22 protein-coding genes are annotated in these 20,730 nt (G+C 56.7%); 9 read left to right on the forward strand and 13 right to left on the reverse strand.

Annotated features, from left to right (window positions below; genetic code table 11):
• The first annotated feature begins 3 nt into the window (after positions 1-3).
• The 3 genes from FA92_RS19860 to FA92_RS19870 all read left to right on the forward strand — a co-directional run bounded on the left by FA92_RS19860 (position 4) and on the right by FA92_RS19870 (position 1,546).
• A complete protein-coding gene (locus FA92_RS19860; protein WP_033784856.1) occupies positions 4-699 on the forward strand; it encodes a B3/4 domain-containing protein in 696 nt (231 codons plus the stop codon).
• 99 nt (positions 700-798) lie between these two features.
• Positions 799-1,119, forward strand: coding sequence for a hypothetical protein (locus FA92_RS19865; protein WP_033784858.1), 321 nt, complete (start codon positions 799-801; stop codon positions 1,117-1,119).
• 49 nt (positions 1,120-1,168) lie between these two features.
• A complete protein-coding gene (locus FA92_RS19870) occupies positions 1,169-1,546 on the forward strand; it encodes a RidA family protein (protein ID WP_033784859.1) in 378 nt (125 codons plus the stop codon).
• A 25-nt stretch (positions 1,547-1,571) separates the two neighbouring features.
• Here the strand turns inward: FA92_RS19870 and FA92_RS19875 are convergent, their stop codons facing one another.
• Genes FA92_RS19875 through FA92_RS19885 form a run of 3 tightly spaced genes read right to left on the reverse strand, consistent with a single transcriptional unit; the run spans position 1,572 to position 2,790 of the window.
• Positions 1,572-2,099 (reverse strand): DUF4865 family protein, encoded by a 528-nt coding sequence (locus FA92_RS19875; RefSeq protein ID WP_013196476.1) that lies wholly within the window; start codon positions 2,097-2,099, stop codon positions 1,572-1,574.
• Entirely contained in the window at positions 2,096-2,485 is a 390-nt protein-coding gene (locus FA92_RS19880; protein WP_013196477.1) for a tautomerase family protein, read from the reverse strand. Before FA92_RS19880 ends, FA92_RS19875 begins: the two co-directional genes overlap by 4 nt.
• Positions 2,485-2,790: a carboxymuconolactone decarboxylase family protein gene (locus FA92_RS19885; RefSeq protein ID WP_033784860.1), complete on the reverse strand. Its 306-nt coding sequence runs from the start codon at positions 2,788-2,790 to the stop codon at positions 2,485-2,487. Before FA92_RS19885 ends, FA92_RS19880 begins: the two co-directional genes overlap by 1 nt.
• Positions 2,791-2,886: 96 nt before the next feature.
• On the opposite strand from FA92_RS19885, the gene FA92_RS19890 reads away from it, so the two are divergent.
• Positions 2,887-3,768: a LysR substrate-binding domain-containing protein gene (locus FA92_RS19890; RefSeq protein WP_033784861.1), complete on the forward strand. Its 882-nt coding sequence runs from the start codon at positions 2,887-2,889 to the stop codon at positions 3,766-3,768.
• 1 nt (position 3,769) lies between these two features.
• On the opposite strand, the gene FA92_RS19895 is transcribed toward FA92_RS19890, so the two are convergent.
• The 3 genes from FA92_RS19895 to FA92_RS19900 all read right to left on the reverse strand — a co-directional run bounded on the left by FA92_RS19895 (position 3,770) and on the right by FA92_RS19900 (position 5,259).
• On the reverse strand, positions 3,770-4,315 hold the full coding sequence (locus FA92_RS19895; RefSeq protein ID WP_033784862.1) for a TetR/AcrR family transcriptional regulator: 546 nt from the start codon (positions 4,313-4,315) through the stop codon (positions 3,770-3,772).
• Between the two features lie 127 nt (positions 4,316-4,442).
• The gene (locus FA92_RS23780) at positions 4,443-4,574 is read right to left on the reverse strand and encodes a hypothetical protein (RefSeq protein WP_255359552.1); all 132 of its coding nucleotides are present in this window, start codon (positions 4,572-4,574) and stop codon (positions 4,443-4,445) included.
• Between the two features lie 136 nt (positions 4,575-4,710).
• Complete coding sequence (locus FA92_RS19900; protein ID WP_013196482.1) at positions 4,711-5,259, reverse strand: GNAT family N-acetyltransferase; 549 nt, start codon at positions 5,257-5,259, stop codon at positions 4,711-4,713.
• A gap of 273 nt (positions 5,260-5,532) precedes the next feature.
• On the opposite strand from FA92_RS19900, the gene FA92_RS19905 reads away from it, so the two are divergent.
• Complete coding sequence (locus FA92_RS19905) at positions 5,533-6,150, forward strand: pyridoxamine 5'-phosphate oxidase family protein (RefSeq protein WP_033784863.1); 618 nt, start codon at positions 5,533-5,535, stop codon at positions 6,148-6,150.
• 158 nt (positions 6,151-6,308) lie between these two features.
• Here the strand turns inward: FA92_RS19905 and FA92_RS19910 are convergent, their stop codons facing one another.
• Both FA92_RS19910 and FA92_RS19915 read right to left on the reverse strand, forming a co-directional pair.
• The gene (locus FA92_RS19910; RefSeq protein WP_033735363.1) at positions 6,309-6,674 is read right to left on the reverse strand and encodes a type II toxin-antitoxin system PemK/MazF family toxin; all 366 of its coding nucleotides are present in this window, start codon (positions 6,672-6,674) and stop codon (positions 6,309-6,311) included.
• On the reverse strand, positions 6,674-6,946 hold the full coding sequence (locus FA92_RS19915) for an antitoxin (RefSeq protein ID WP_033784864.1): 273 nt from the start codon (positions 6,944-6,946) through the stop codon (positions 6,674-6,676). Before FA92_RS19915 ends, FA92_RS19910 begins: the two co-directional genes overlap by 1 nt.
• Positions 6,947-7,098: 152 nt before the next feature.
• Here FA92_RS19915 and FA92_RS19920 point away from each other — a divergent pair, with 152 nt between their 5' ends.
• Both FA92_RS19920 and FA92_RS19925 read left to right on the forward strand, forming a co-directional pair.
• Positions 7,099-8,292: an MFS transporter gene (locus tag FA92_RS19920; RefSeq protein ID WP_033784865.1), complete on the forward strand. Its 1,194-nt coding sequence runs from the start codon at positions 7,099-7,101 to the stop codon at positions 8,290-8,292.
• Positions 8,293-8,398: 106 nt separating this feature from the next.
• Positions 8,399-12,913, forward strand: a complete 4,515-nt coding sequence (locus FA92_RS19925) for an ATP-dependent helicase (RefSeq protein WP_033784866.1) — start codon at positions 8,399-8,401, stop codon at positions 12,911-12,913.
• Here FA92_RS19925 and FA92_RS19930 read toward each other — a convergent pair.
• Positions 12,897-13,826: a LysR family transcriptional regulator gene (locus FA92_RS19930; RefSeq protein WP_033784867.1), complete on the reverse strand. Its 930-nt coding sequence runs from the start codon at positions 13,824-13,826 to the stop codon at positions 12,897-12,899. The two genes, FA92_RS19925 and FA92_RS19930, sit on opposite strands and share 17 nt — an antisense overlap.
• Positions 13,827-13,921: 95 nt before the next feature.
• On the opposite strand from FA92_RS19930, the gene FA92_RS19935 reads away from it, so the two are divergent.
• Positions 13,922-14,776 carry an aldo/keto reductase family oxidoreductase gene (locus FA92_RS19935; protein WP_033784868.1) on the forward strand — a complete coding sequence of 285 codons (855 nt, stop codon included), beginning with the start codon at positions 13,922-13,924 and terminating at the stop codon, positions 14,774-14,776.
• A 32-nt stretch (positions 14,777-14,808) separates the two neighbouring features.
• Here the strand turns inward: FA92_RS19935 and FA92_RS19940 are convergent, their stop codons facing one another.
• The 4 genes from FA92_RS19940 to FA92_RS19960 form a co-directional block, all read right to left on the reverse strand.
• Entirely contained in the window at positions 14,809-16,308 is a 1,500-nt protein-coding gene (locus tag FA92_RS19940) for an alpha/beta hydrolase (RefSeq protein WP_033784869.1), read from the reverse strand.
• Positions 16,309-16,326: 18 nt separating this feature from the next.
• Entirely contained in the window at positions 16,327-16,887 is a 561-nt protein-coding gene (gene pagP, locus FA92_RS19945; RefSeq protein ID WP_033784870.1) for a lipid IV(A) palmitoyltransferase PagP, read from the reverse strand.
• Between the two features lie 302 nt (positions 16,888-17,189).
• Complete coding sequence (locus FA92_RS19955) at positions 17,190-18,641, reverse strand: sugar porter family MFS transporter (protein WP_033784873.1); 1,452 nt, start codon at positions 18,639-18,641, stop codon at positions 17,190-17,192.
• A 199-nt stretch (positions 18,642-18,840) separates the two neighbouring features.
• On the reverse strand, positions 18,841-19,743 hold the full coding sequence (locus tag FA92_RS19960; RefSeq protein ID WP_033784874.1) for a LysR substrate-binding domain-containing protein: 903 nt from the start codon (positions 19,741-19,743) through the stop codon (positions 18,841-18,843).
• Positions 19,744-19,940: 197 nt separating this feature from the next.
• On the opposite strand from FA92_RS19960, the gene FA92_RS19965 reads away from it, so the two are divergent.
• Positions 19,941-20,690, forward strand: coding sequence for a glucose 1-dehydrogenase (locus FA92_RS19965; RefSeq protein ID WP_013196494.1), 750 nt, complete (start codon positions 19,941-19,943; stop codon positions 20,688-20,690).
• Positions 20,691-20,730: the final 40 nt, after the last annotated feature.

Here is a 20,730-nt window from a genome sequence, read left to right on the forward strand (position 1 = left end):
CCGATGTTATCCGTTCATCCGTCAATCGATCCGGCCATTTTCACACTAGCCCCCGGCTTTCGTGCCATGAGCATTGCGGTGGAAGCCACATACATTACGCGACCAGAAGTCGCCAGCGACGCACTGAAAAGCGCATGCCAGCAGGTCATACAGGATGATGTTGTCTGGGCAGATGCGCACCTTGCGGCCTGGGCCGAGGTATTCAGGGCGTTTGGTGCCAAAGCGAAGCGAACGCCCTGTTCTGCTGAAGCATTGCGTAAACGGGTGCTGCGGGATGGCACACTGCCTGCTATTGATCCGGTTGTCGATCTCTACAATGCCATCAGCATCCGTTACGCCCTGCCGGTCGGTGGTGAGAATATTGCGGCTTACAGAGGCGCGCCACGTCTGGTGATTGCTGACGGCAGTGAACGTTTCGATACCATCAAAGAGGGCGAAGTCGTTTATGAATCGCCGGAACCGGGCGAAGTGATCTGGCGCGACGATCAGGGCGTAACCTGCCGCCGCTGGAACTGGCGTCAGGGCGTGCGTACGCGACTGGATGCCAGTGCGCAACAGATGTGGTTTATACTGGAAAGCCTGCCCGCTATGCCGCTCTCCGCGCTGCAACAGGCCAGCGACGAGCTGGTCTCGGGATTGCAGCAGATGATGCCAGGTGCACAGATTGGCAAGACGCTGATCGAAGCGCCCGCAGGCTAAACAGGGACGGGGTTAACGCTGAGCGGAATCTGTGGCAGGATACGCGCCCTGCGTCTGGCCATACCCGGCTGACTTAACTGACCACAACCGGTGACCATAATGGCCAAAGTAAAATTCATCCTTCCCCTGCTGCTGATCCTGGCCCTCGCGGCCTGGTGGTTTATCCCGCACGACAGTGAGGAAGACAAAGCGTATTACGTCGCGGTGTTCTGCGCGATTGATCACCACGGTCAGCAGCCGTTCGACCAGCAGATGCGAAATGTTATTGAAGGCGGCAACTCTGACTATGCGCTGCAGAAAATAGCCTATAAACCGCGGCTTGGACGCAGCGTGATTGGCCGCTGGGAGCAACTGAAAGCCGATGAGCAACAGCGTGCCGCGCAGGATAATGTGGTCTGCCAGCAACTCCTGAAGCGCTAAGGGGTGGCGCGGAGTAATATCTGATGATTCACATGATGAAGGCGAAAATATGACCCTGCCAGAACGCAAAAATTATCCGCAACTGGGCGAAGTCAACGCGCCTTATGTCCACGCCGTTAAACATGGCACGACGCTGTATGTCTCCGGCCTGACCGCCTTTGGCACGGTCGTTCAGCAGGGTAATATGGCTGAACAGGCTGAAGCCATCTTTGAACAACTCAGAGCCGTTGCTGCTGCTGAAAATACGTCGCTTGCCGCGCTGCTCAAAGTCACAATATTCATCACCTCGTTCACAGAAATCGCCGCGCTGCGGGACGTGCTCTATCGTAATTATGGCGAACATCTGCCTGCCAGCTCGCTGGTCCAGGTCAGCGGCCTGTTCTCCACTGACCTGCGCATTGAGATTGAGGCTATATTTGCCCTCTGAATGGCAATCCGCATCAAGACCGCTGCTACAGCTGCAGATCTGAAGCGGCAGCGCCTCGCGCCAGATAACCGATGCGATAGACCTCCGGGCCGGACGCCGGTCGCTGCTGTGATGCGTTAACCGTTAATCCCTGCCAGCGGGTCACATCCCAGGCGCTGAAGCCTTCGGCCATAGGCAGTGCGGCAAGGTTCGCATGCGGAGGAATCGTCCAGCGGTTCAGCGTCATAAAACGGGCTTCAGCCAGATCGGTGAGGAGAGTCTGCCCCTCCAGCGCCAGCCAGCTTTCGATGATCGGCCAGCCAAAATCCCTCACCAGCGCCGCAAAACCCGGGCTTTGCAGGAATCGCTGCATGCCACTCGCCTCCCGCCAGAAATAGAGCGGTGCATAGCGATGTTCATTGATTCCCCCATCCTCGCGGCAGGCGTAAAGATATGCTTTTGCCACCAGCCCCGGAAAGCCATCCAGCCGGGCACCGTTCAGTCGGATACGCTGTTCAATGATGCCCATGTCGTAGTCCCCAGGCAGCGTAAAGCGATAATGCATGATAATCATAACGCCGCCTGTGCCAGCATCTGGCCGCCGCTAAAGCTCCACTCGTCGCGGCTGTTAAACTGAATGATGATCATCACATCATCAGGATCGATTGCCATCTCTGTCTGAAGCGCCGCGCAAAGTGCGTGATAGAAGCGTTGCTTCTGTTGCCGGGAACGCGGGCGGCCTGCCGTTATCTGAAACAGCATGAAATTTTCGCTGCGTCCGCCGCTGAGATAATGGCGATCAAACACACGCTGAGGGACAGGCAGCATCTCGATGACCTGAAAGCAGTCCTGCTCGGGCACATCAAATTCTGCGACCAGCGCCTGCTGAAGCAGCGTGGATAGCAGATGCAGATCCGCATCGCTGTAACCTTGCCGCAAGGTGATCCGGGTGAAGGGCATCAGTGATTATCCTCCAGATAGCTCAGCGCAGTCACGGCAGCGGGCCAGCCTGCATAAAACGCCAGATGCGTGAAGCTCTCCACCAGTTCATCCTGCGTCAGTCCATTTTGCCGGGCGTAATTAATGTGCCATGGCAGCTGCTGGACACGCCCCAGCGCAGTTAACGTTGCCAGCGTCAGCAGGCTGCGCTCACGCGGTGACAGCAGATCGCGCAGCCAGATATCATCAAACAACACCTGCTGCGTCAGTTCCGCCAGTTTTGGCGCGCGCTGCGCCAGTGTTTCCCGGTCCAGTGATTTTTTCATTGCACACTCCTCGTTGGTCAGAGAGAGTGTCACTCAGCACGTTAATCCTGAAAATCAAATTAATCAGCATCTAACATCCCAATTTTAAGGACAATGATGAACAAAGTACCGGAATCGCTCGACATGGATGCGCTGCGCAGTTTCGTGGCGGGCATTGATGCAGGCAGCTTTGCTCTTGCGGCACAGCACCTCTGCCGATCAACCTCAGCCGTCAGTGCGCAGCTTAAAAAACTGGAGCAGCAATGCGGTACCGCGCTGGTGATGAAAAAAGGGCGGCATCTGCAATTAACCCGTAGTGGCGAGCAGCTGATGAGTTACGCCAGACGTCTGCTGTCACTGAATGATGAGACTTTGCGGGCAGTAAAAGGCGAAGCGTTACAGGGCGAAATTCGCATCGGCATGCAGGAGGATTTTGGCGAGGCGCTGATGCCTGCCATTCTCGGCGCGTTTAACCGGCAGCATCCGGACGTGATGCTGACCGCTCGCGTTGACAGAAATCTGGCGTTATTAACGGCACTGGCTCGCCATGAGCTGGATTTAGCGCTGCTGTGGCAGGCGGAACAGCAATCCGGCACGCAGGTGATCGGTCAGTGTCCGTTAGTCTGGATACAGCATCCGTCGTTTGATCTGGCGGGATTTCTGCAGCGTGGCGAGCCGCTGCCGCTGGTGGCGTTTGATGCGCCTTGTGTGATGAGATCCCTCGCCACCGGCGCGCTGGATAAGGCGGGCATTCCGTGGCGCGTGGTGTTTACCAGCCACAGTCTGAGTGGCATCTGGGCCGCGCTACAGGCCGGGCTGGGGATCACCCTGCGCACCCGCGCGGGATTGCCGGAGGGGCTGGTGGCAGAATCACAGCGACTGCCGCAGCCGGGCCATCTGGGTATTGCGCTGGCGCGCTCAGACCAGAGTGATGATCCCGCGCGTACGCTGTTGCAGCACCTGATCACCGAAGCCGCCCTGCCCTACGTTCAGCGCTGAGTCAAAATGCCTGCTGAATCAGTAACGAACAGTATTCCGCTGAAACGTCGCGATCGCCAAACAGTATGTGGAACATTACGGGCGCGACAGCGACATCAACGAGACGATCAACGTCAAAACCCGCTTCCCCGCGCGCGATGGCCCGGTTGTTAAGGGTTTCAAGATGCTGATAAGTGAATACACAGCATTTATGGCTGGCCTCTTCAGCATGACTGCCAATCACATCGGCAAGCAGCTCACGGCCTACTTTTGAAGACATCTCTTCAGCATACTGCTGAATGAACGCGGTAAGATCGCCGATCATAGAGCCGGTATCTTCCGGATCGGCAATCGGACGCATCCTCGCCACGGCAACATCCGCCAGCAACTGGGCCAGATCGCCCCAGCGTCGATAAATCGTGGACGGCGTTACGCCTGCCTGTTCGGCAATCATCGGTACGGTAATGGCGGAACGATCCAGTGTTTCCAGCAGCCGGTTAACGGTGTCATGCACTTCCGCCTGAATACGGGCGCTGCGCCCGCCCTGACGAATCATCTCCCTTGCCATCTCGTTCTCCTGCTTTTATCTGCCTCAACGTTTTGGTTAACGCAACGATGTTGCATTAACAGATAGCGGCAGTGTACCGCATCTCAGGCTGAGCAGGCGCTAAAGTGTGCGATCGGGCGTGTGTCAATCAGGGCTGAACTTTACTCAGGCCCGCTTTGACCGGTTCTCCGCTGAAATGAGACGAACGGTTATCTGATGCGCCTATCCACAACAAACTGACTGCCATTACCGCTGAAATAAAAATCGTACGAATATTCATAAATCCTCCCCTGAGTAAGGCGGTTAAGGTAATTCAGCCAGCAGGGAATTAATCGCAGGATAAGAGAGGGTTTCTCAGAGGTTTAAGACTGTAAGAGGACGCAGACAACGCTGCGCCCGACTTGTAAAGTGGAAAGTCAGACGTTAAGCGCGTTGCCAGCGTCAAGCCATTCCCGGCGGCTCAGGGCATACATCAGGCTGGGAGGCAGCCCTTCGAGATCGTTAACCTTTTTCAAAAACGTTAAGCCTGCTTTTTCCAGCACCCGGCGCGAAGCCAGATGGTTTTCACGCACCACGCCTGTGATGACGCTGAGTCCGGCCTCCTCAAATCCGTAGCGAATGGCTCTGCGTGAAAGCTCAGTAGCATATCCTTTTCCCCATGCATCTGGCTCAAACCGGTAGCCGAGATTATTGGTCTGACGGCCGTCAAACTGGCTTCTGAAGACGCCACCAAAGCCGATAATTTTTTCCGGATGGGCTTTCTCGAATATTGTCCAGTCGCCGAACCCCTGATCCCGGTAGTTATCCTGTATACGCTCCATCGCCTGAACAGCATATTCCCTGTCAGGCCACGGGCCGCGCGGGTTAAATTTATGCGTTTCCGGGTCGCCATAAATTCTGAACAGGTCGTCAAGATCCTCACGAAGGGTAAATCTGTAAAGCAACCGCTCTGATTCCCAAACCATCCTTTGCTCCTTATGGGTACTGATCAGGTTAATCCTTTATATCAGCAGGTTGTTCTGATACCAACACCTGGATTTTACAGGCCGGGCCTGGTAATCCCTTTCTGTTTAAGCGGGATTCACAGATCATAGTGAATAGTGATCACAAAGGACAGTGCAGTATCTCTGACTCTGCAGCTATTGGTGTTAGAGTCCTGCTTAAACCTGCGCGTCGGATCTGTGGTGTCTTATCGTCAGCGTCCTGAGGACGCTGATCAATGAAAGGAAAGTGCAAACATGGCTGAACAGAGCAGCATAGTGACGGAACTGGCCGAACTTGAACGTCTTTATGGCACTGTCGCCCGGCCTTCTGTGGCTAAGGTGACCGATTATATTCATCCCGCCTATCGTCCGTTCATAGCCGCCTCGCCTTTTGTAGCGCTGGCAACATCGGGACCGGAGGGACTGGATGTTTCACCGCGCGGCGATCCGGCCGGATTTATCGAAATCGAAGATGATAAAACTCTGCTGTTGCCGGACAGACGCGGCAATAATCGCATCGACAGCCTGCGCAACATTCTGCAGGACAATCGGGTCGCACTGCTTTTTCTCATTCCTGGCATTGGCGAGACGCTACGCGTTAACGGTACGGCGGCGATCAGCACCGACCCGGCGCTGCTTGAACGCTTTGCTGTCAATAATCAGCTGCCGAAAACCGTGCTCTGCATCCACGTGGAGAGCGTTTTCTTTCAGTGCAGCCGGGCGATTATCCGCTCCGGGTTATGGAACGCTGAAACGCAGATTGCGCGGCAGTCGCTACCCAGCACCGGCTCGATTCTTAAACAGATTGCGGAAATCGATGGCGATGCCTACGACAAAGCGCTGCCAGAGCGATTGAAAAACTCGCTTTACTAAGCTCCTGCGGGTTGCACTTCAGGCAGCGTGCTGAAGAGGGAAGTGCTTATACTTTCGGGCCGCAGATGATCATGAACCTGCGGTCGGAGCCCTGCGAGAGTGTCAGGCCTCCCCGGAATTAATTAACTTGTAATTTATAACTGGCAGCCAGCTTTTATTTATCGCGGGTCGATAAGGTCTACAACCAGAGACAATATTTCATCCATAACATGTGGCTCTACCCTGGCAGCATAGCTTGCCTTGCGCGCTGTCAGGTCAAGCGAACGCACCTGATAGCACAGCGCCACGCCGGTCACCTTGCCGGTATCTGTGCTGTTACCGTCCAGAAACACAGTCACTCCCTGTGAGCGCGACGCGACGCCGCCGCTTGTCACCGGCACACAAACTGCCGTACCCAGAGCCGCAACTAACTCGCGCTGAGAGATAACAAGATAATAATGCGGCCCTTTAAACTCACGCCCTTCAACCGGATCACCATTAACGTGCCAGATTTCGCCCTTCTGCGGCACCCTCCTTGAAACCATCAGATATGCTCCCTGCCCTGCGGCGCGTCATTCAGTCCGTCGACGGCCTCGTCGTTATAACTCTGGATTTCCAGCTGATCAATACCGGCCAGCAACTGAGCAACTGTCCGGCGACCGCGTGGTACACGCGTAACCGGCACAATGTTCACGGTTTCGCCCTCAGCGGTCACGTCCAGCTCAATGCCCACGGTCCAGCCTGCTCTGGCAGCAATCTCACTGGGAATAGTCAGCACGACAGCGCCGCCCTGCTGACGAAGTTTTGTTGATGCCATGAGTCCTCCGGTGTGTAACTTAGTAACACATAGCTTAGCATAAGGTGACACTAAGTCACACCGCAATAAACGTTAAAGCAAAGATATTGCATTAAGCTCAGAATCACCGTATACCTTATTAAAAGCTAATCCTTTGCATTAAGGTGACTCCCATGAACCCTACCCTGACACCGCAGGCGGCTACCCGCACCTCGCTTTTTAGCTTTACCGGTGCGGCGCTGATCTCAGCCACCAGCAGCGCGCCAACGCCGCTCTACCCGCTCTATCGCAGCCTGTTTCATCTGACACCGACCATGCTGACGCTGATCTTTGGTGCCTATGCTTTCGCGTTGCTGGCCGCGCTGCTGACGGTGGGTAAAGTGTCGGACTATACCGGCCGCCGTCCGCTGATGCTGCTGGCACTGGCGATTAACGTGGTCGCGCTGGTAATCTTTATGGTGGCCAGTTCGGCTTCGACCTTGATTGCCGCCCGACTGGTACAGGGCTTTGCTACGGGTATTGCACTGCCGACCTTCGGTGCCAGCCTGATTGACGCCAGTAAAACGCGTGGACCCCTGCTAAATTCGTTCACCGCGTTTCTCGGGATGACGCTTGGCACGCTGACAGGTGGCTTTCTGGTCAGCTTTGCGCCGTTTCCTACGGTCACGATTTACGCACTGCTGATGGTGCTGATGATAGTCGCGATGGCTCTTCTGCCCCTGATACCTGAAACGATTGCACCTCAGCCGGGTGTACTGGCCGCGCTGCGGCCTCAGGTGAGCATTCCGCGACGCGCACTGGGCCCGTTGCTGAAGGTGACGCCGGTAAACATCGCAACATGGATGCTGGGCGGATTTTATCTGTCACTGATGCCCACGATGGTGGCAAATGCAACCGGCCTGACGTCGCCGTTTATCGCCGGCTCGATTGTGGCAACGCTGATGCTAAGTGCAACGGCAGCCGTATTACTCTTTCGTCCGTTGCCGCCCGCGCGGGCGTTGGTTATTGGTACGCTGATGCTGATAGCGGGTGTCAGCGTCACACTGACAGGCCTTTCTATGCACAGCGTGGCCCTGCTCTATCTCGGCACCGCCATTGCGGGTCAGGGGTTTGGATCGATTTTCTCCAGCGTGCTGAAGATCATCATGCCGTTAGCGGAGAGTCATGAGCGCGCCGGGTTGTTCTCCGCCTTTTTGATCAAAAGCTATCTCGCCTTTGCCCTGCCCGCGATTGCGGCCGGTATTGCCGCACCCCATATCGGGCTGACCCAGACCGCCTGGTTCTATGGCATGACCCTTATTGTGCTGGCGCTGGTGTCACTCCTGGCGGTCAGAGGTCGCGCGTTAGCCGGCACGGCCTGCTCTTAAACTCCGCTGACGCGGCCAGAGATCGGCCGCGTCATCCATAAACGGCAATTTTCACTTACACTCAACGGATTAATTTCAGGCGCAATCTCTGCGTGATGCCGTGAGTATGATGTCGAAATCCCAATCTGATACGGTCCCGGCCCGATTTTCACCTGCCACCCGACGCTGGTTTTCTGCCGCCTTTGCTGCGCCGACGCCGGTGCAAAAGGCGGCCTGGCAGGCTATTGCCAGCGGAGAGCATGCGCTGGTGATTGCGCCTACCGGTTCCGGGAAAACGCTGGCGGCCTTTCTCACCGCCATCGACACGCTGTTTCAGGTCAGAACTGACCAGCCTGCTCCCACACGCGAAACGACCACCCGCATTCTCTATATTTCCCCCGTCAAAGCGCTGGCAGCCGACGTGCAGCGCAACCTGAGTCTGCCGCTGGCAGGCGTCTACGCCGAACGGCAGGTGCTGAATGAACCTGAGATCGCGCTGAATATCGGTATGCGCTCCGGCGATACCCCCACCGCAGAGCGCGCCAGGTTGTTGCGTCGTCCGCCCGATATCCTGATTACTACGCCTGAATCGCTGTTTCTGATGCTGACCTCCAAAGCACGCACTACGCTTCAGGGCGTCACCACGGTGATTGTCGATGAGGTGCATGCGGTGGCAGGTTCAAAGCGCGGTTCACAGCTGGCGCTGAGCCTGGAGCGGCTGGATGCGCTACTGCCACAGCCCGCCCAGCGCATCGGGCTTTCCGCCACGGTGCGACCGGTTGAACGGGTAGCGGCCTTTCTCGGCGGCTGTCAGCCGGTTCAGGTGGTAAATCCGGCCGCCGATCGCACACTGCACCTGACGATCGAAGTGCCGGTTGAGGATATGACCGATATTGCCAGCGCCGATGACCTGACTGGTGAAGCGAGCACTGCAAGCGGATCGATCTGGCCACATATCGAGGCGCGCATTCTGCAGCAGGTAATGGCCCATCGCGCCACGTTGGTGTTTGTGAATTCGCGTGGTCTGGCAGAAAAGCTGACGGCGCGGCTCAATGCACGTTATCTGGCGCAGCAGATCCCTGCTGAAAATCAGGATGAAGAGCGCGCCGACGATCTGATTGCCCGCTCCCACCACGGTTCCGTTTCGAAAGAACAGCGCGGTGAGATCGAAGCTGCCCTGAAGCAGGGCAGTCTGCGCTGCGTGGTGGCGACCTCCAGTCTGGAACTGGGCATTGATATGGGGCCGGTGGATCTGGTGATCCAGGTGGGCGCTCCGCTGTCAGTCGCCAGCACCCTGCAGCGTGTGGGTCGCGCCGGACATCAGGTCGGCGGCATCTCCACCGGCATCCTGTATCCCCGCACCCGGCGCGATCTGCTGGATTCGGCCGTGATATTACAGTCGATGCGGGCGGGTCACCTCGATGCGCTGGCTCCGCCCCGTAACCCGCTCGATATTCTGGCGCAGCAGACGCTGGCCGCCGTGGCAATGGATCCTCTGCAGGCTGACGACTGGTATGCACAGGTCTGCCGGGCCGATCCATTCCGCACTCTCTCGCGTCGGCTGTTTGATGCCACACTTGATATGCTGGCGGGTAAGTTTCCGTCAGATGATTTTGCTCAGCTGCGGCCACAGCTGGTTTGGGATCGCCAGAGCGGACTGCTGACGGCGCGACCCGGCGCTCAGAATCTGGCCGTGACCAGCGGCGGCACCATTCCCGATCGCGGCATGTTCAGCGTTATCCTGCCCGAAGGCGAAGAGCAGGCGGGCTCTCGTCGGGTCGGCGAACTGGATGAAGAGATGGTCTATGAATCGCGGGTCAACGACATCATTACTCTGGGTGCAACGTCGTGGCGCATTCAGCAGATCACGCACGATCAGGTGCTGGTGGTGCCCGCGCCAGGCCGTCCGGCTCGTCTGCCCTTCTGGCGCGGTGAGGGCGTTGGCCGTTCTGCCGATTCAGGTGCCAGCCTCGGGCTGTTTCTGCGTAACCTGAACAGTGCTTTACCGGATGATGCGCAACAACAGCTGCACGCGTTGGGGCTGGATACCCATGCCGTGACAAATCTGCTGGCTTTACTGGCTGAACAGCGTGTCGCGACTGGCGTACTGCCCGACGATCGCACGTTGCTGATTGAACGCTGCCGGGACGAAACTGGCGACTGGCGGGTAATCCTGCACTCGCCATGGGGAAAACGGGTTAATGCGCCCTGGGCGCTGGCGATTTCTGCCCGGATCCAGCTCCGCATGGGGATTGATGCTTCCGTCGCAGCCAGCGATGACGGCATCGTAGCCCGCTTTCCCGCCAGCGAAGGGCATCTTCCCGGCGCTGACCTGTTTATGTTCGACGCCGACCAGCTCACTCAGGATGTTACGGAGAGTGTCGGTCAATCGGCACTGTTCGCTGCCCGCTTCCGGGAGTGTGCCTCACGCGCGCTGCTGTTGCCGAGACGCAATCCAGGTAAGCGCTCACCACTCTGGCAGCAGCGGCTGCGCGCCGGTCAGTTGCTGGACGTCGCGCGGCAGTATGATGATTTCCCCATCCTGATTGAAACCGCACGCGAATGCCTGCAGGATGTCTACGATCTGCCTGCTCTGCACCAGCTGATGGAACAGCTGGCACAGGGAAACGTAAAGCTGGTCGAGGTGACGACCGAACAGCCCTCGCCTTTCGCCGCCCCGCTGTTGTTTGGCTATATCGCAGAATTTATCTACGCCAGCGATGCCCCACAGGCTGAACGAAACGCCTCACTGCTGGCGCTCGACAGCAATCTGCTGGGTGAACTGCTCGGCCAGACCAGCAAGCGTGATTTGCTGGCACCTGACGTGGTTGAGCAGGTCGGCCAGGAACTTCAGCGCATTGATTCCCGCTATCAGGCACAACACGCCGAAGGCATCATCGATCTGCTGCGTGACCTCGGCCCGCTCTCCGTTGCCGGTATTTCGGCGCGGTTCAGTGGCAATGACCCGCAAATCGCAGAAGCCGTCGCGTTATTTTCTCATGCCCGGCGAATAACTCCGGTGACGCTCGCGGGTGAAGAGCGCTGGGCAGTTGTTGAAGATGCGTCTCGCCTCCGCGATGCGCTGGGCACTGAGCTGCCTGACGATCTGCCCGACACATTTCTGGAGCCTCAGACCGATCCACTACGCGATCTGGTGAACCGCTACGTCCGCACCCATACGCTATTCACCGCCCGACAGCTGGCGACCCATTTCGGTCTGGGCGTGGCCGTCGTGAATGCGGTGCTGCTAACCCTGTATCAACAGGGCAGCCTGCTGAACACAGGTGCGGCAGCGGGCACATCGGAAACGGAGTGGGTTTCCTCAGAGATCTTCAAACGCTTGCGCTTACGTTCACTGCAATCAGCGCGCGAAGCAACCCGGCCGGTTTCACCCGCCGCCTGGGTCAGCCTGTTGCTGACGCGACATGGCCTGCTTAACCACGCGCATCAGGGGGTCAGCGGGCTGCTGCGGGTGATAGAGCAACTGGCGGGCGTGGCGTTACCCGCCTCGCTGTGGGAGTCACAAATCCTGCGCGCCAGAATAGCCGACTATCAGCCTGCAATGCTCGATGAATTGTTAGCCAGTGGCGAGGTGATCTGGTGCGGACATAAAGCGCTGGGACAGAATGATGGTCTGATCTCGCTTCACCTGGCAGAATTCGCCGCTGAGACGCTGCCGGAGGCTGACGCCACCCCTCTTACGCCGATCCAGCAGGCGACACTTGATGCACTGAGCCGCGGCGGCGCGTGGTTTGTTCATGAGATTATGGCGCAAATGGAGCAGCCGGAGGCACAACCCACCGACATCCATGACGCCCTGTGGCAACTGGTGTGGCGGGGCTATGTCACGGCAGATAGCTGGATTGCGGTACGTGGGCTGCTGAGCACGCCAGGCATGACCCGTTCACGTCCGGCACGCACTCCGCGCACCCGCTTTGGACAGCGCTTTACGCCTGGCGCATTGCCCGCACGCCGTCCAGCGGTCAACACGCTGGCCGGGCGCTGGTCACAGATTAACCGGCAGGAGATTGTGCCTGCCCGACTGGCTCTTTCGCTGGCAGAAAATCTGCTCGATCGTTATGGGGTGATTACGCGAGGCAGTGCAGTTTCAGAGCAGATCCCCGGTGGATTTCCGGCGTTACAGCCCGTACTGCGCAGCATGGAAGATGCCGGGCGACTGCTGCGCGGACAGTTTGTCGCCGGGTCCGGCGGTGCCCAGTTTGCTGACCATCAGACCATTGAGCAGCTGCGGGCGCTGGCCGAAGCGCCAACCGATGCCACTGAGGCAGTGACGCTGGCTGCACTCGATCCCGCGAATCCGTTTGGCGCGATGCTGAGCTGGCCAGTTCATGCCAGCGGTATACGCCCCACGCGTCGCCAGGGTGCGCGGGTCGTGATCGCAGGCGGCGCGCTGATGCTCTTTCTGACACCGGGAGGAAAAGAGTTGCTGACGTTCAGCGATGACCCTGAACAGCTTGAGACCGCAGTCGCGGCGCTGGGCGTGGCGCTGAAATGTGAAAAGCCCGCGAGTTTTACGCTGGAGACGGTAGATGGTGAAGCGGTGTCGCAGTCACCGCTGCTTAACGCATTGCGACACGCCGGTTTTTCACGGGTGCCGCAGGGATTCAGCTGGTATAGCTGACAGGTTTTTCGCGCGCATTTATTTCGCGCACAAAATCGATAAACGCCTGAAGCGGAGCCGGAATCAGACGGCGATCGTTGTAGTAAAGCCACGGGCCGGAAAAGGTCAGCCACCAGGGTTGCAGCAGCGGTTCCAGTTTGCCACTGTCCAGGGCCGGTCTGAGCCACTCATCAAACAGATAGATCACCCCGCTTCCGGCAATCGCGGCATCTACAGCCAGATCCATTGCCCCGCCGACGGTCACTACCAGCGGCCCGCCGGTTTCAAAGCTGATCTCTTCTCCGTCGCAGCTGAATGTCCAGTCAGCCATGATGCCGCTGGCATAACGGCCACGCAGACAGCGATGATGGATCAGATCGCGCGGGTGATCGGGTCGGCCATGTTCCGCAAGATAAGCCGGAGACGCGGCCAGCGCGAACCGCTGCTGCCGGGGGCCAATGGGCATCGCCACCATATCCTGCTCCAGCCGCTCATCATACCGAATTCCGGCGTCGCAGCCGTCACGAAAGACATCCTGCACGCTGCTCTCAGCCACGATTTCCAGCCGGATATCAGGATAGCGCCGCAGAAATTCCGGCACCAGCCCGGGCAATACCAGCCGGGTGGCACTGACCGGAACATTCAGCCGCAGCGTGCCGCCTGGCGTGTTGCGATAGCGATTAACCGCATCCAGCGCGGCATTAACTTCATTCATGGCGGGCAACAGACGTTCCATCAGCGCCCTGCCCGCTTCAGTCAGTACTACCGTGCGTGTCGTCCGGTGAAACAGTCGGATACCCAGTTGCTGTTCTGCCCGCCGCACCGCATCGCTCAGGCGTGACGCGTTGCTGCCTGTAATACGCGCGGCTTCCCGGAATCCTCCCGCTTTCGCCACTGCCACGATAGCATCCAGCAGCGCCATATCGATCGCCATTGTGCATCACCCCGTACAGCCTGTCCTGATTTCACCGGATAGTTGCACAGCTGAATCACCGTTACAATTAATCTACATTCACGCAGGAGGTTTTCATGTCAGATATCACCATGACTTATCCGTTAGGCGATCGTGAAGTTAACCGTCTCGGCTACGGCGCAATGCAGCTGGCCGGGCCAGGTGTATTCGGGCCGGTAAAAGATGAAGCCCGGGCAATTCAGGTTTTGCGCGACGCCATCGCGGCGGGCGTCAATCATATCGACACCAGCGACTTTTATGGCCCGCACGAAACCAATCAGTTAATCAAAAAGGCGCTCCATCCCTATCCACAGGATCTGACAATTGTGACCAAGGTGGGTGCCCGCCGAGATGCTAAAGGCGGCTGGCTGGCGGCGATGGAACCTGAAGCGCTGACTCAGGCGGTGGAAGATAACCTGCGCAATCTGGGGCTGGACGTGATTGAAGTGGTGAACCTGCGCAGTATGCTACATCCGGCGAAGCCGAAAGAGGGCTCTCTGGCACCCCAGCTGGAGGCGCTGCTGACATTACAGGCGCGCGGGCTGATTCGGCATATTGGCCTGAGCAACGTCACCGCCACGCAGATCGCTGAAGCCCAGGCGATGACACCCATTGTCTGCGTGCAGAATATGTATAACCAGGCGCATCGACAGGATGATGAGCTGGTGGATCAGCTGGCGCAGCAGGGCATCGCTTACGTGCCGTTTTTCCCGCTGGGCGGCTTTTCGCCATTACAGTCGGATCAGCTTAATGACGTTGCTGCGTCCCTGAATGTGACGCCGATGCAGGTGGCGCTGGCCTGGCTGCTGAGGCGCTCGCCCAATATTCTGTTGATTCCCGGCACGTCCTCACCGGAACACCTCAAAGAGAATCTGGCCAGTGGCAGCCTGCACCTGTCGGATGAGGTAATGGAAAAGCTGAACGCGATATAAACCCAGGCCCGCATCATGCGGGCCTGGTTGATTCAGAAACTGCTGAGGCAGGTCGCCAGTTGCGGCTTGTCACTGCAACCGATGTGGTGATCGATTCTGTTAATCATGTAAGGATAAAACGGGTTAGAGGTCGCGCGCATAATCGAGTCCAGCCCCACAATCAGCACCGCACTCTCGCCTCGCAGTGACAACGTACCAAAACTGATACCAAATTCATTCTTCTTCGCAGGTGCACTGCCGTAGAGACCATCCTCAGCCGGGAACGGGATCGCCACATGCGACAGCGAGTAAAGCCCGGCCGGATAGTTGATGGCCAGTGGCTGGATTCGCTCCTGAATCTCACCGGCAGGCACGCTTTTGGTCACCATTTCCAGCGTCGTGGCGGCAGCATTGGTGATCACCGTGGAAGAATAATGCCGACGGGCAGCGGGTAAGAGCTGATTCACTGCCGTGTATGAGGAGTGACGGAATAACGGGCTGACGCTGACGGCCTGATTGATATCGAACAGCACCAGCTCACTGCCGTTTTCTGGCAGATAATTGTATAACGAGCGAATCACCGACGGCGTGCTGACAGTAGAGTCCATGACCGACTGAAAGGTCAGTACTGGCGGGAAGCCGGACAACTGCTGATTACGCGCGTAGTGCTGGATCTCTTTCTGTAGCGCCTGCGTCAGCAGATAGGTCTGCCGGGCAGCGTGCACCGGAAAAGAGTTGTATTTAAACGGATTAAACTCCGGCACGATGTTCAGCCAGGCTGTTTTCGAGAAGGCCGGGAAAACAGAGGGCAGTCCCGCAAGCCCGGCAAACCGCGCAAAACGAGTGACACCGATCATCGGTGATAACAGAATCAGCTGCTGCGGACGACGCAACGTGGCGTCGCCCAGGCTGTCGAGCGCATATTTTACCGCCAGCGCCCCGCCGTTAGAGAATCCTACCAGATGCAGCGGCGTCCGGGTGCCCGCCAGACGGGTTGCTTCGCGCACCGCTAAGCGTGTAGCCGCCATCCAGTCCTGCCAGTCCACATCGGTCAGGCCCGCAGGCACCGTCCCGTGACCCGGTAACCTGATCGCTATGGCCACATACCCCTGCTGGCGATAGATTTCTGCGATATGACGCAGGCTGTAAGGACTGTCGGTCAGACCATGCAGTAAAACGACTGCACCAAGCGGCGTGCCCGCCGGAAGCAGAATATAGGAACGGTTCCAGTCCTGTGCAAAATGACCCGGATAGATCAGACTGCCGGAAAAATATCGGTTGAGCGGGGTTTTCTCATCCGCATCCAGTTTGTCAGTGACCTGCTGCTTCATCTCATAAAAAAGATGATTTTCAGCATTAAGATAATCGGTGTAACCCGCTTTATCGAGCTGTTCAACTGTCAGCTCATGCGGAATCCAGGTGTGCCAGCGATGTAATTCCGGGCCACGTTCCGCCTCATAGATGCGAATGATCAGTAGCAGCAGTAATACTAAACCCACAACAAGCGTTGAATGCCAGAGTCTGCGCGTAACAGTTTTCAACTTCCGGGTCATAAATCCTTTCCTGAAAAATTAAAAGGCATAGCGAAACCACGCGAACAGCACGTTGCCATTATTGTAAGTGCCGGGGATGTAAGTGAACTGGACATTCACCGCTTTATAACCGGCAGAGAACAGCGGCAATATAATCGGCAGCGGAATATAGTTGCCAAAGTCTTCACGCGCGGTGATACCCGCTGTTAATCCGGCACCAAGCCGGAAATCCTGACCAGAGCCCGGATACCATCCCTTCTCCCAGCCATAACCGACAATGGGCTGCCACTCATTGTGCGAATCTTTAAACGCCATCGCATAAAGCGCACTCCAGTTGCCGCTGTCGCTGTAGCGGGAAACACCCAGACCGCCGCCCCAGGGATTCTCGTTATAGTTATCGGTTTTTTCTTTGTCATACATAAAGCGTGCGTGCCAGCTAATAAACGGCAGATAGAGATCGGTGTGCTGAGGCGCGTTCCAGGTTTGTGCAACATCGTCAGTGAAATCATTCCACCAGGATGAAACCGGCGCATTTTCAGCATGCAGTGGCGTGGCAATCAGCAGTGCAGCAGCCACTGCCACAGAGTCTGATATATTCATGGTGCATCCCGGTCAGCATGCGGAGCAGATGAAAAGTGAGTATAGCGCAGAGCCAGCTCCAATCTTTGTCAGCGGTCATGCTTCGCTTAAACGGCGGTTTCAACCGTCAGCGGCATATGAGGGTTACGCCGGATTCTGGCGATTTCAGCCTGAAATCGCCAGGCATGGCCGGAAACCTTCCCGCAAAATCGAGCTGATTACAGTGAATGAAACGTCTTAACTGACAGAAAGGGATACGACGCAAGGGGGCAGAGAAGTGAGAGAAACCGGATTCAGCCGGCGGGCCGAATCCGGTAGGGACGTTAGCAGGCTTCAGCCTCCTTGGGCTTTTCACCAAACTTTTCTTTCATGTGTGACTCAATCTCTTCCAGACTTTTGCCCCGCGTCTCGGGCACCATCGTCATCACGAAGATCAGCGAGCCGACGTTAATCGCAGCAAAGATAAAGAAGGTCGTGCTGCCGGCATACGCCATGATCGGTGGAAAACCGAACGCGACCACAGCATTGAAAATCCACTGTAGTGAGACAGCGCCACCGGTTAAAACGCCACGCAGCTGCATCGGGAACAGCTCTGACATCATCAGCCAGTAGACCGGCGAGATGCACATCTGCATACAGAACAGGAACAGCAGAATACAGCCAAGAGCGAGGTAGCTCTGCATCAGGCCTGAGCTCATAAAGGTCATCACGCTGCCCAGCAGGATCTGTGCGGTAATCACCAGACATAAACCGGTGATGAGCATAGTACGACGCGGGAAGCGGCTGATCGCCCAGATACCGACAAAGGTCGCCAGAACAGACACCACACCGTTACCGATGGTGGCTGCGATCGAGGCGCTGGTTCCCAGGCCGGTCGACTTCAGGATGATCGGCGTGTAATACATGAAGCCGTTAACGCCGGTAAACTGCGCGACAAAGCCGAGGCCAACACCAATAATCATCAGGCGGATAACCCATTTCTCACGAATCAGGGTTTTCGCATCCGGCCCGCGTTCTGCTGCCTTCGCCTGCTTCTTCATCTGTGCCAACTCATGACGCACCTCACGCGGCGTTTCACGCAGATACTTCAGAATCTTTTTCGCCTCTTTCAGACGCCCTTCCGCCACCAGCCAGTGTGGTGAAGCCGGAACGAAGAAGGTGCCGATAAACAGCAGGAAACCGGGCACCATCGCAATCGCCAGCATGTAGCGCCACAGGTGCTCATCATGCAGCAGATAGCTCAGTAGCGTACTGGCGACATAGGCAATGAGCTGGCCCGTAACGATCATCAGCTCATTGCGGCTCACCAGCGGCGCACGCAGACGTGGCCCGGCAATTTCGGCAATGAACACCGGTACGGTTGAAGAGCCACCGCCGACAGCAATTCCCAGCAGGAAGCGCATGGCCACCATCACATTGACGGAAGGCGCCAGTGCCGTACCAAGGGAACCCAGTACAAAAATGACCGCCAGGGTGCGAAGGGTAATGCGACGGCCAAAACGGTCCGAGAAGAAACCACTGAGGAAAGAGCCGATAGCGGCACCAAACACCAGCGAAGAGGCGACGAGCCCTTCCGTGAATGAGTTCAGTCCCAAACCACCCTGATCGGGTGGCGAAGTCATGTAAGGTAATGCACCCGAGATAATCCCGGTGTCATAGCCAAAAGCCAGCGCGCCCATAGTGGCAACCAGCACCACTAAAAAAATGCGCTGGCGTACCGTATCCGCAGGCGCGTGATCGCCCGCTTCCCCAGCGTCTGGTGTATTTGTACTCATAATATTCCTGCCATTAATAAGTTAAACATCCGTTTGATTAAATTTCATACGGAATAGAAAGGGAACATATTTACCGATTGGGTAAAGAAGTGTAGACGGTATTTAAAAGTTAGCTTTGGCAATGCGACTTTTATGGCGTGAATAATTACCAGCAGAAATAAACCCGCGTCATAGTGACGCGACGGAAGTTATTTTAACATCATATTAACGTTCTGAGTTCTTCCTGTATCCAGCTCAGGAAATGTGCAACACGGGGGAACTGGGCAAATCCACGCGGAAAGACCAGATGGTGCGCGCTGACAGGCAGGCTATGCTGCTCAGTCAATACCCTGACCAGTTTCCCGCTGCGAAGATAATCCTCCGCCAGCAATTCGCTTTCAAAAATAAGACCGTGGCCTAACATTGCCGCTTCAAGACTCATATAAGAGCGGTCAAAACGAAATAACCACTCTTTATCCGGCTGAGGTAATTGCTGCGCCGCAAACCACTGCGGCCATTGAATAAGCGGCGACTCCGATAATATCAGCGCGTGATGGATTAAATCGGCGGCCTGACTGACAGGATGCTGTTTCAGATAGTCTGGCGAGGCCAGCACCGACATTTTTTCGTGGCGGATAGTTTTAATCTCAAATGCGTTCCAGTCCGGGAAGCCGTGACGTATTGCTATATCAATATTGTCGCGGCTGAAGGAGAGATTTTCATAAGAGCAGGAGAGCGTAAGCTGAAACTCTGGATAGCTGTCGCGAAATTTATGGATACGCGGCAACAGCCAGAGCAGACCGAAGCTGGGTGCGCAGTGGATCCTGAGGTTACTGCGTGCTTTCTCGTTACTGATGCGCGCCGTGGCCTGCGCCAGGCACAGCAGTATCGGGCCGATCTCCCTAAGGTAATGTTCCCCCGACAGCGTGAGCGTTACGCCTTTTGCCGAACGATTAAACAGAATACAGCCCAGTTCCCGCTCCAGTTTGGCCAGCTGATGACTGGCTGCGGATGGCGTAATACTTAATTCCTCAGCCGCCCGCGCGACATTACCAAAATGGGCCACCTGTTCAAAAACCCGCAGTGATTTAATTGAAGGTAAGTGCTCCGACTGCTTTTCCATCCGCCTCTCCACACAGAAATTATGTGATGTGTGCCCATTTTTAAATCGCAGATTTGTTAACTGCATCAAATCAACAAATTCATTCAGCATCAAATGAATTTTTCTGCATTGCCAATATTAGGCGCTTTATCAATTCTGATCGTGACCCTGCCGGTAGCGATACCGAACCACTAATAATTATTCTTCTGGAGTGGACAATGTTACTTGAAAATAAAGTTGTGATTATTACTGGTGCCGCATCTCAGCGCGGCATTGGACGAGCCACAGCGGCCTGCTTTGCTCAGCATGGCGCGCGCGTGGTGGTGCTTGATTTAGATCTGCAGGCAGCTCAGGCCAGCGCGCTGTCGTGTGGCGACGGGCATCTCGGCCTGGCCACCGATGTCACCGATCCTCTTTCTATTCATCGTGCTATCGATCAGGTACTTGAGCACTACGGCCGTATTGACGTGCTGGTCAACAATGCCGGGATCACTCAGCCGGTTAAAACACTGGAAATCGGCATCGAAGATTACAACCGCATTCTTGATGTCAATCTGCGCGGTACGCTGCTGATGTCTCAGGCGGTTATCCCGACGATGCAGCGGCAAAAAAGCGGCAGCATTGTCTGTCTGTCATCCGTATCGGCTCAGCGTGGCGGCGGCATTTTCGGCGGCCCGCACTACAGTGCGGCGAAAGCAGGCGTGCTTGGCCTGACAAAAGCCATGGCGCGCGAATTCGGCCCGGACCAGATTCGTATCAATGCCCTGACGCCCGGTCTTATCCAGACCGATATCACCGGTGGCCTGTTACAGGATGAACGCCGCCATGCCATTCTCGACAGCATACCTCTTGGCCGCCTGGGAACTGCCAGCGACGTCGCTAATGCGGCGCTGTTCCTCGCCAGCGATCTCTCCGGTTATCTCACCGGCATCACGCTGGATGTGAATGGCGGCATGCTGATCCATTAAATAGCGCCCTGCCCTGCCCGCACGCCTTGCGGGCTAACTT

Source organism: Pantoea sp. 9140, assembly GCF_000745295.1.
Classification (GTDB): Bacteria; Pseudomonadota; Gammaproteobacteria; order Enterobacterales; family Enterobacteriaceae; genus Pantoea; species Pantoea vagans.

Bases quoted from the DNA above. Each gene is read 5' to 3' on its own strand.
- FA92_RS19930 (WP_033784867.1), bottom strand. From the start codon at position 13,826: ATGGCGATCGATATGGCGCTGCTGGATGCTATCGTGGCAGTGGCGAAA.
- FA92_RS19935 (WP_033784868.1), top strand. From the start codon at position 13,922: ATGTCAGATATCACCATGACTTATCCGTTAGGCGATCGTGAAGTTAAC.
- FA92_RS23780 (WP_255359552.1), bottom strand. From the start codon at position 4,574: ATGAATATTCGTACGATTTTTATTTCAGCGGTAATGGCAGTCAGTTTG.
- FA92_RS19960 (WP_033784874.1), bottom strand. From the start codon at position 19,743: ATGGAAAAGCAGTCGGAGCACTTACCTTCAATTAAATCACTGCGGGTT.
- FA92_RS19915 (WP_033784864.1), bottom strand. From the start codon at position 6,946: ATGGCATCAACAAAACTTCGTCAGCAGGGCGGCGCTGTCGTGCTGACT.
- FA92_RS19965 (WP_013196494.1), top strand. From the start codon at position 19,941: ATGTTACTTGAAAATAAAGTTGTGATTATTACTGGTGCCGCATCTCAG.
- FA92_RS19885 (WP_033784860.1), bottom strand. From the start codon at position 2,790: ATGAAAAAATCACTGGACCGGGAAACACTGGCGCAGCGCGCGCCAAAA.
- FA92_RS19875 (WP_013196476.1), bottom strand. From the start codon at position 2,099: ATGATTATCATGCATTATCGCTTTACGCTGCCTGGGGACTACGACATG.
- FA92_RS19865 (WP_033784858.1), top strand. From the start codon at position 799: ATGGCCAAAGTAAAATTCATCCTTCCCCTGCTGCTGATCCTGGCCCTC.
- pagP (WP_033784870.1), bottom strand. From the start codon at position 16,887: ATGAATATATCAGACTCTGTGGCAGTGGCTGCTGCACTGCTGATTGCC.
- FA92_RS19870 (WP_033784859.1), top strand. From the start codon at position 1,169: ATGACCCTGCCAGAACGCAAAAATTATCCGCAACTGGGCGAAGTCAAC.
- FA92_RS19895 (WP_033784862.1), bottom strand. From the start codon at position 4,315: ATGGCAAGGGAGATGATTCGTCAGGGCGGGCGCAGCGCCCGTATTCAG.
- FA92_RS19940 (WP_033784869.1), bottom strand. From the start codon at position 16,308: ATGACCCGGAAGTTGAAAACTGTTACGCGCAGACTCTGGCATTCAACG.
- FA92_RS19920 (WP_033784865.1), top strand. From the start codon at position 7,099: ATGAACCCTACCCTGACACCGCAGGCGGCTACCCGCACCTCGCTTTTT.
- FA92_RS19910 (WP_033735363.1), bottom strand. From the start codon at position 6,674: ATGGTTTCAAGGAGGGTGCCGCAGAAGGGCGAAATCTGGCACGTTAAT.
- FA92_RS19890 (WP_033784861.1), top strand. From the start codon at position 2,887: ATGAACAAAGTACCGGAATCGCTCGACATGGATGCGCTGCGCAGTTTC.
- FA92_RS19880 (WP_013196477.1), bottom strand. From the start codon at position 2,485: ATGCCCTTCACCCGGATCACCTTGCGGCAAGGTTACAGCGATGCGGAT.
- FA92_RS19925 (WP_033784866.1), top strand. From the start codon at position 8,399: ATGATGTCGAAATCCCAATCTGATACGGTCCCGGCCCGATTTTCACCT.
- FA92_RS19860 (WP_033784856.1), top strand. From the start codon at position 4: ATGTTATCCGTTCATCCGTCAATCGATCCGGCCATTTTCACACTAGCC.
- FA92_RS19955 (WP_033784873.1), bottom strand. From the start codon at position 18,641: ATGAGTACAAATACACCAGACGCTGGGGAAGCGGGCGATCACGCGCCT.
- FA92_RS19905 (WP_033784863.1), top strand. From the start codon at position 5,533: ATGGCTGAACAGAGCAGCATAGTGACGGAACTGGCCGAACTTGAACGT.
- FA92_RS19900 (WP_013196482.1), bottom strand. From the start codon at position 5,259: ATGGTTTGGGAATCAGAGCGGTTGCTTTACAGATTTACCCTTCGTGAG.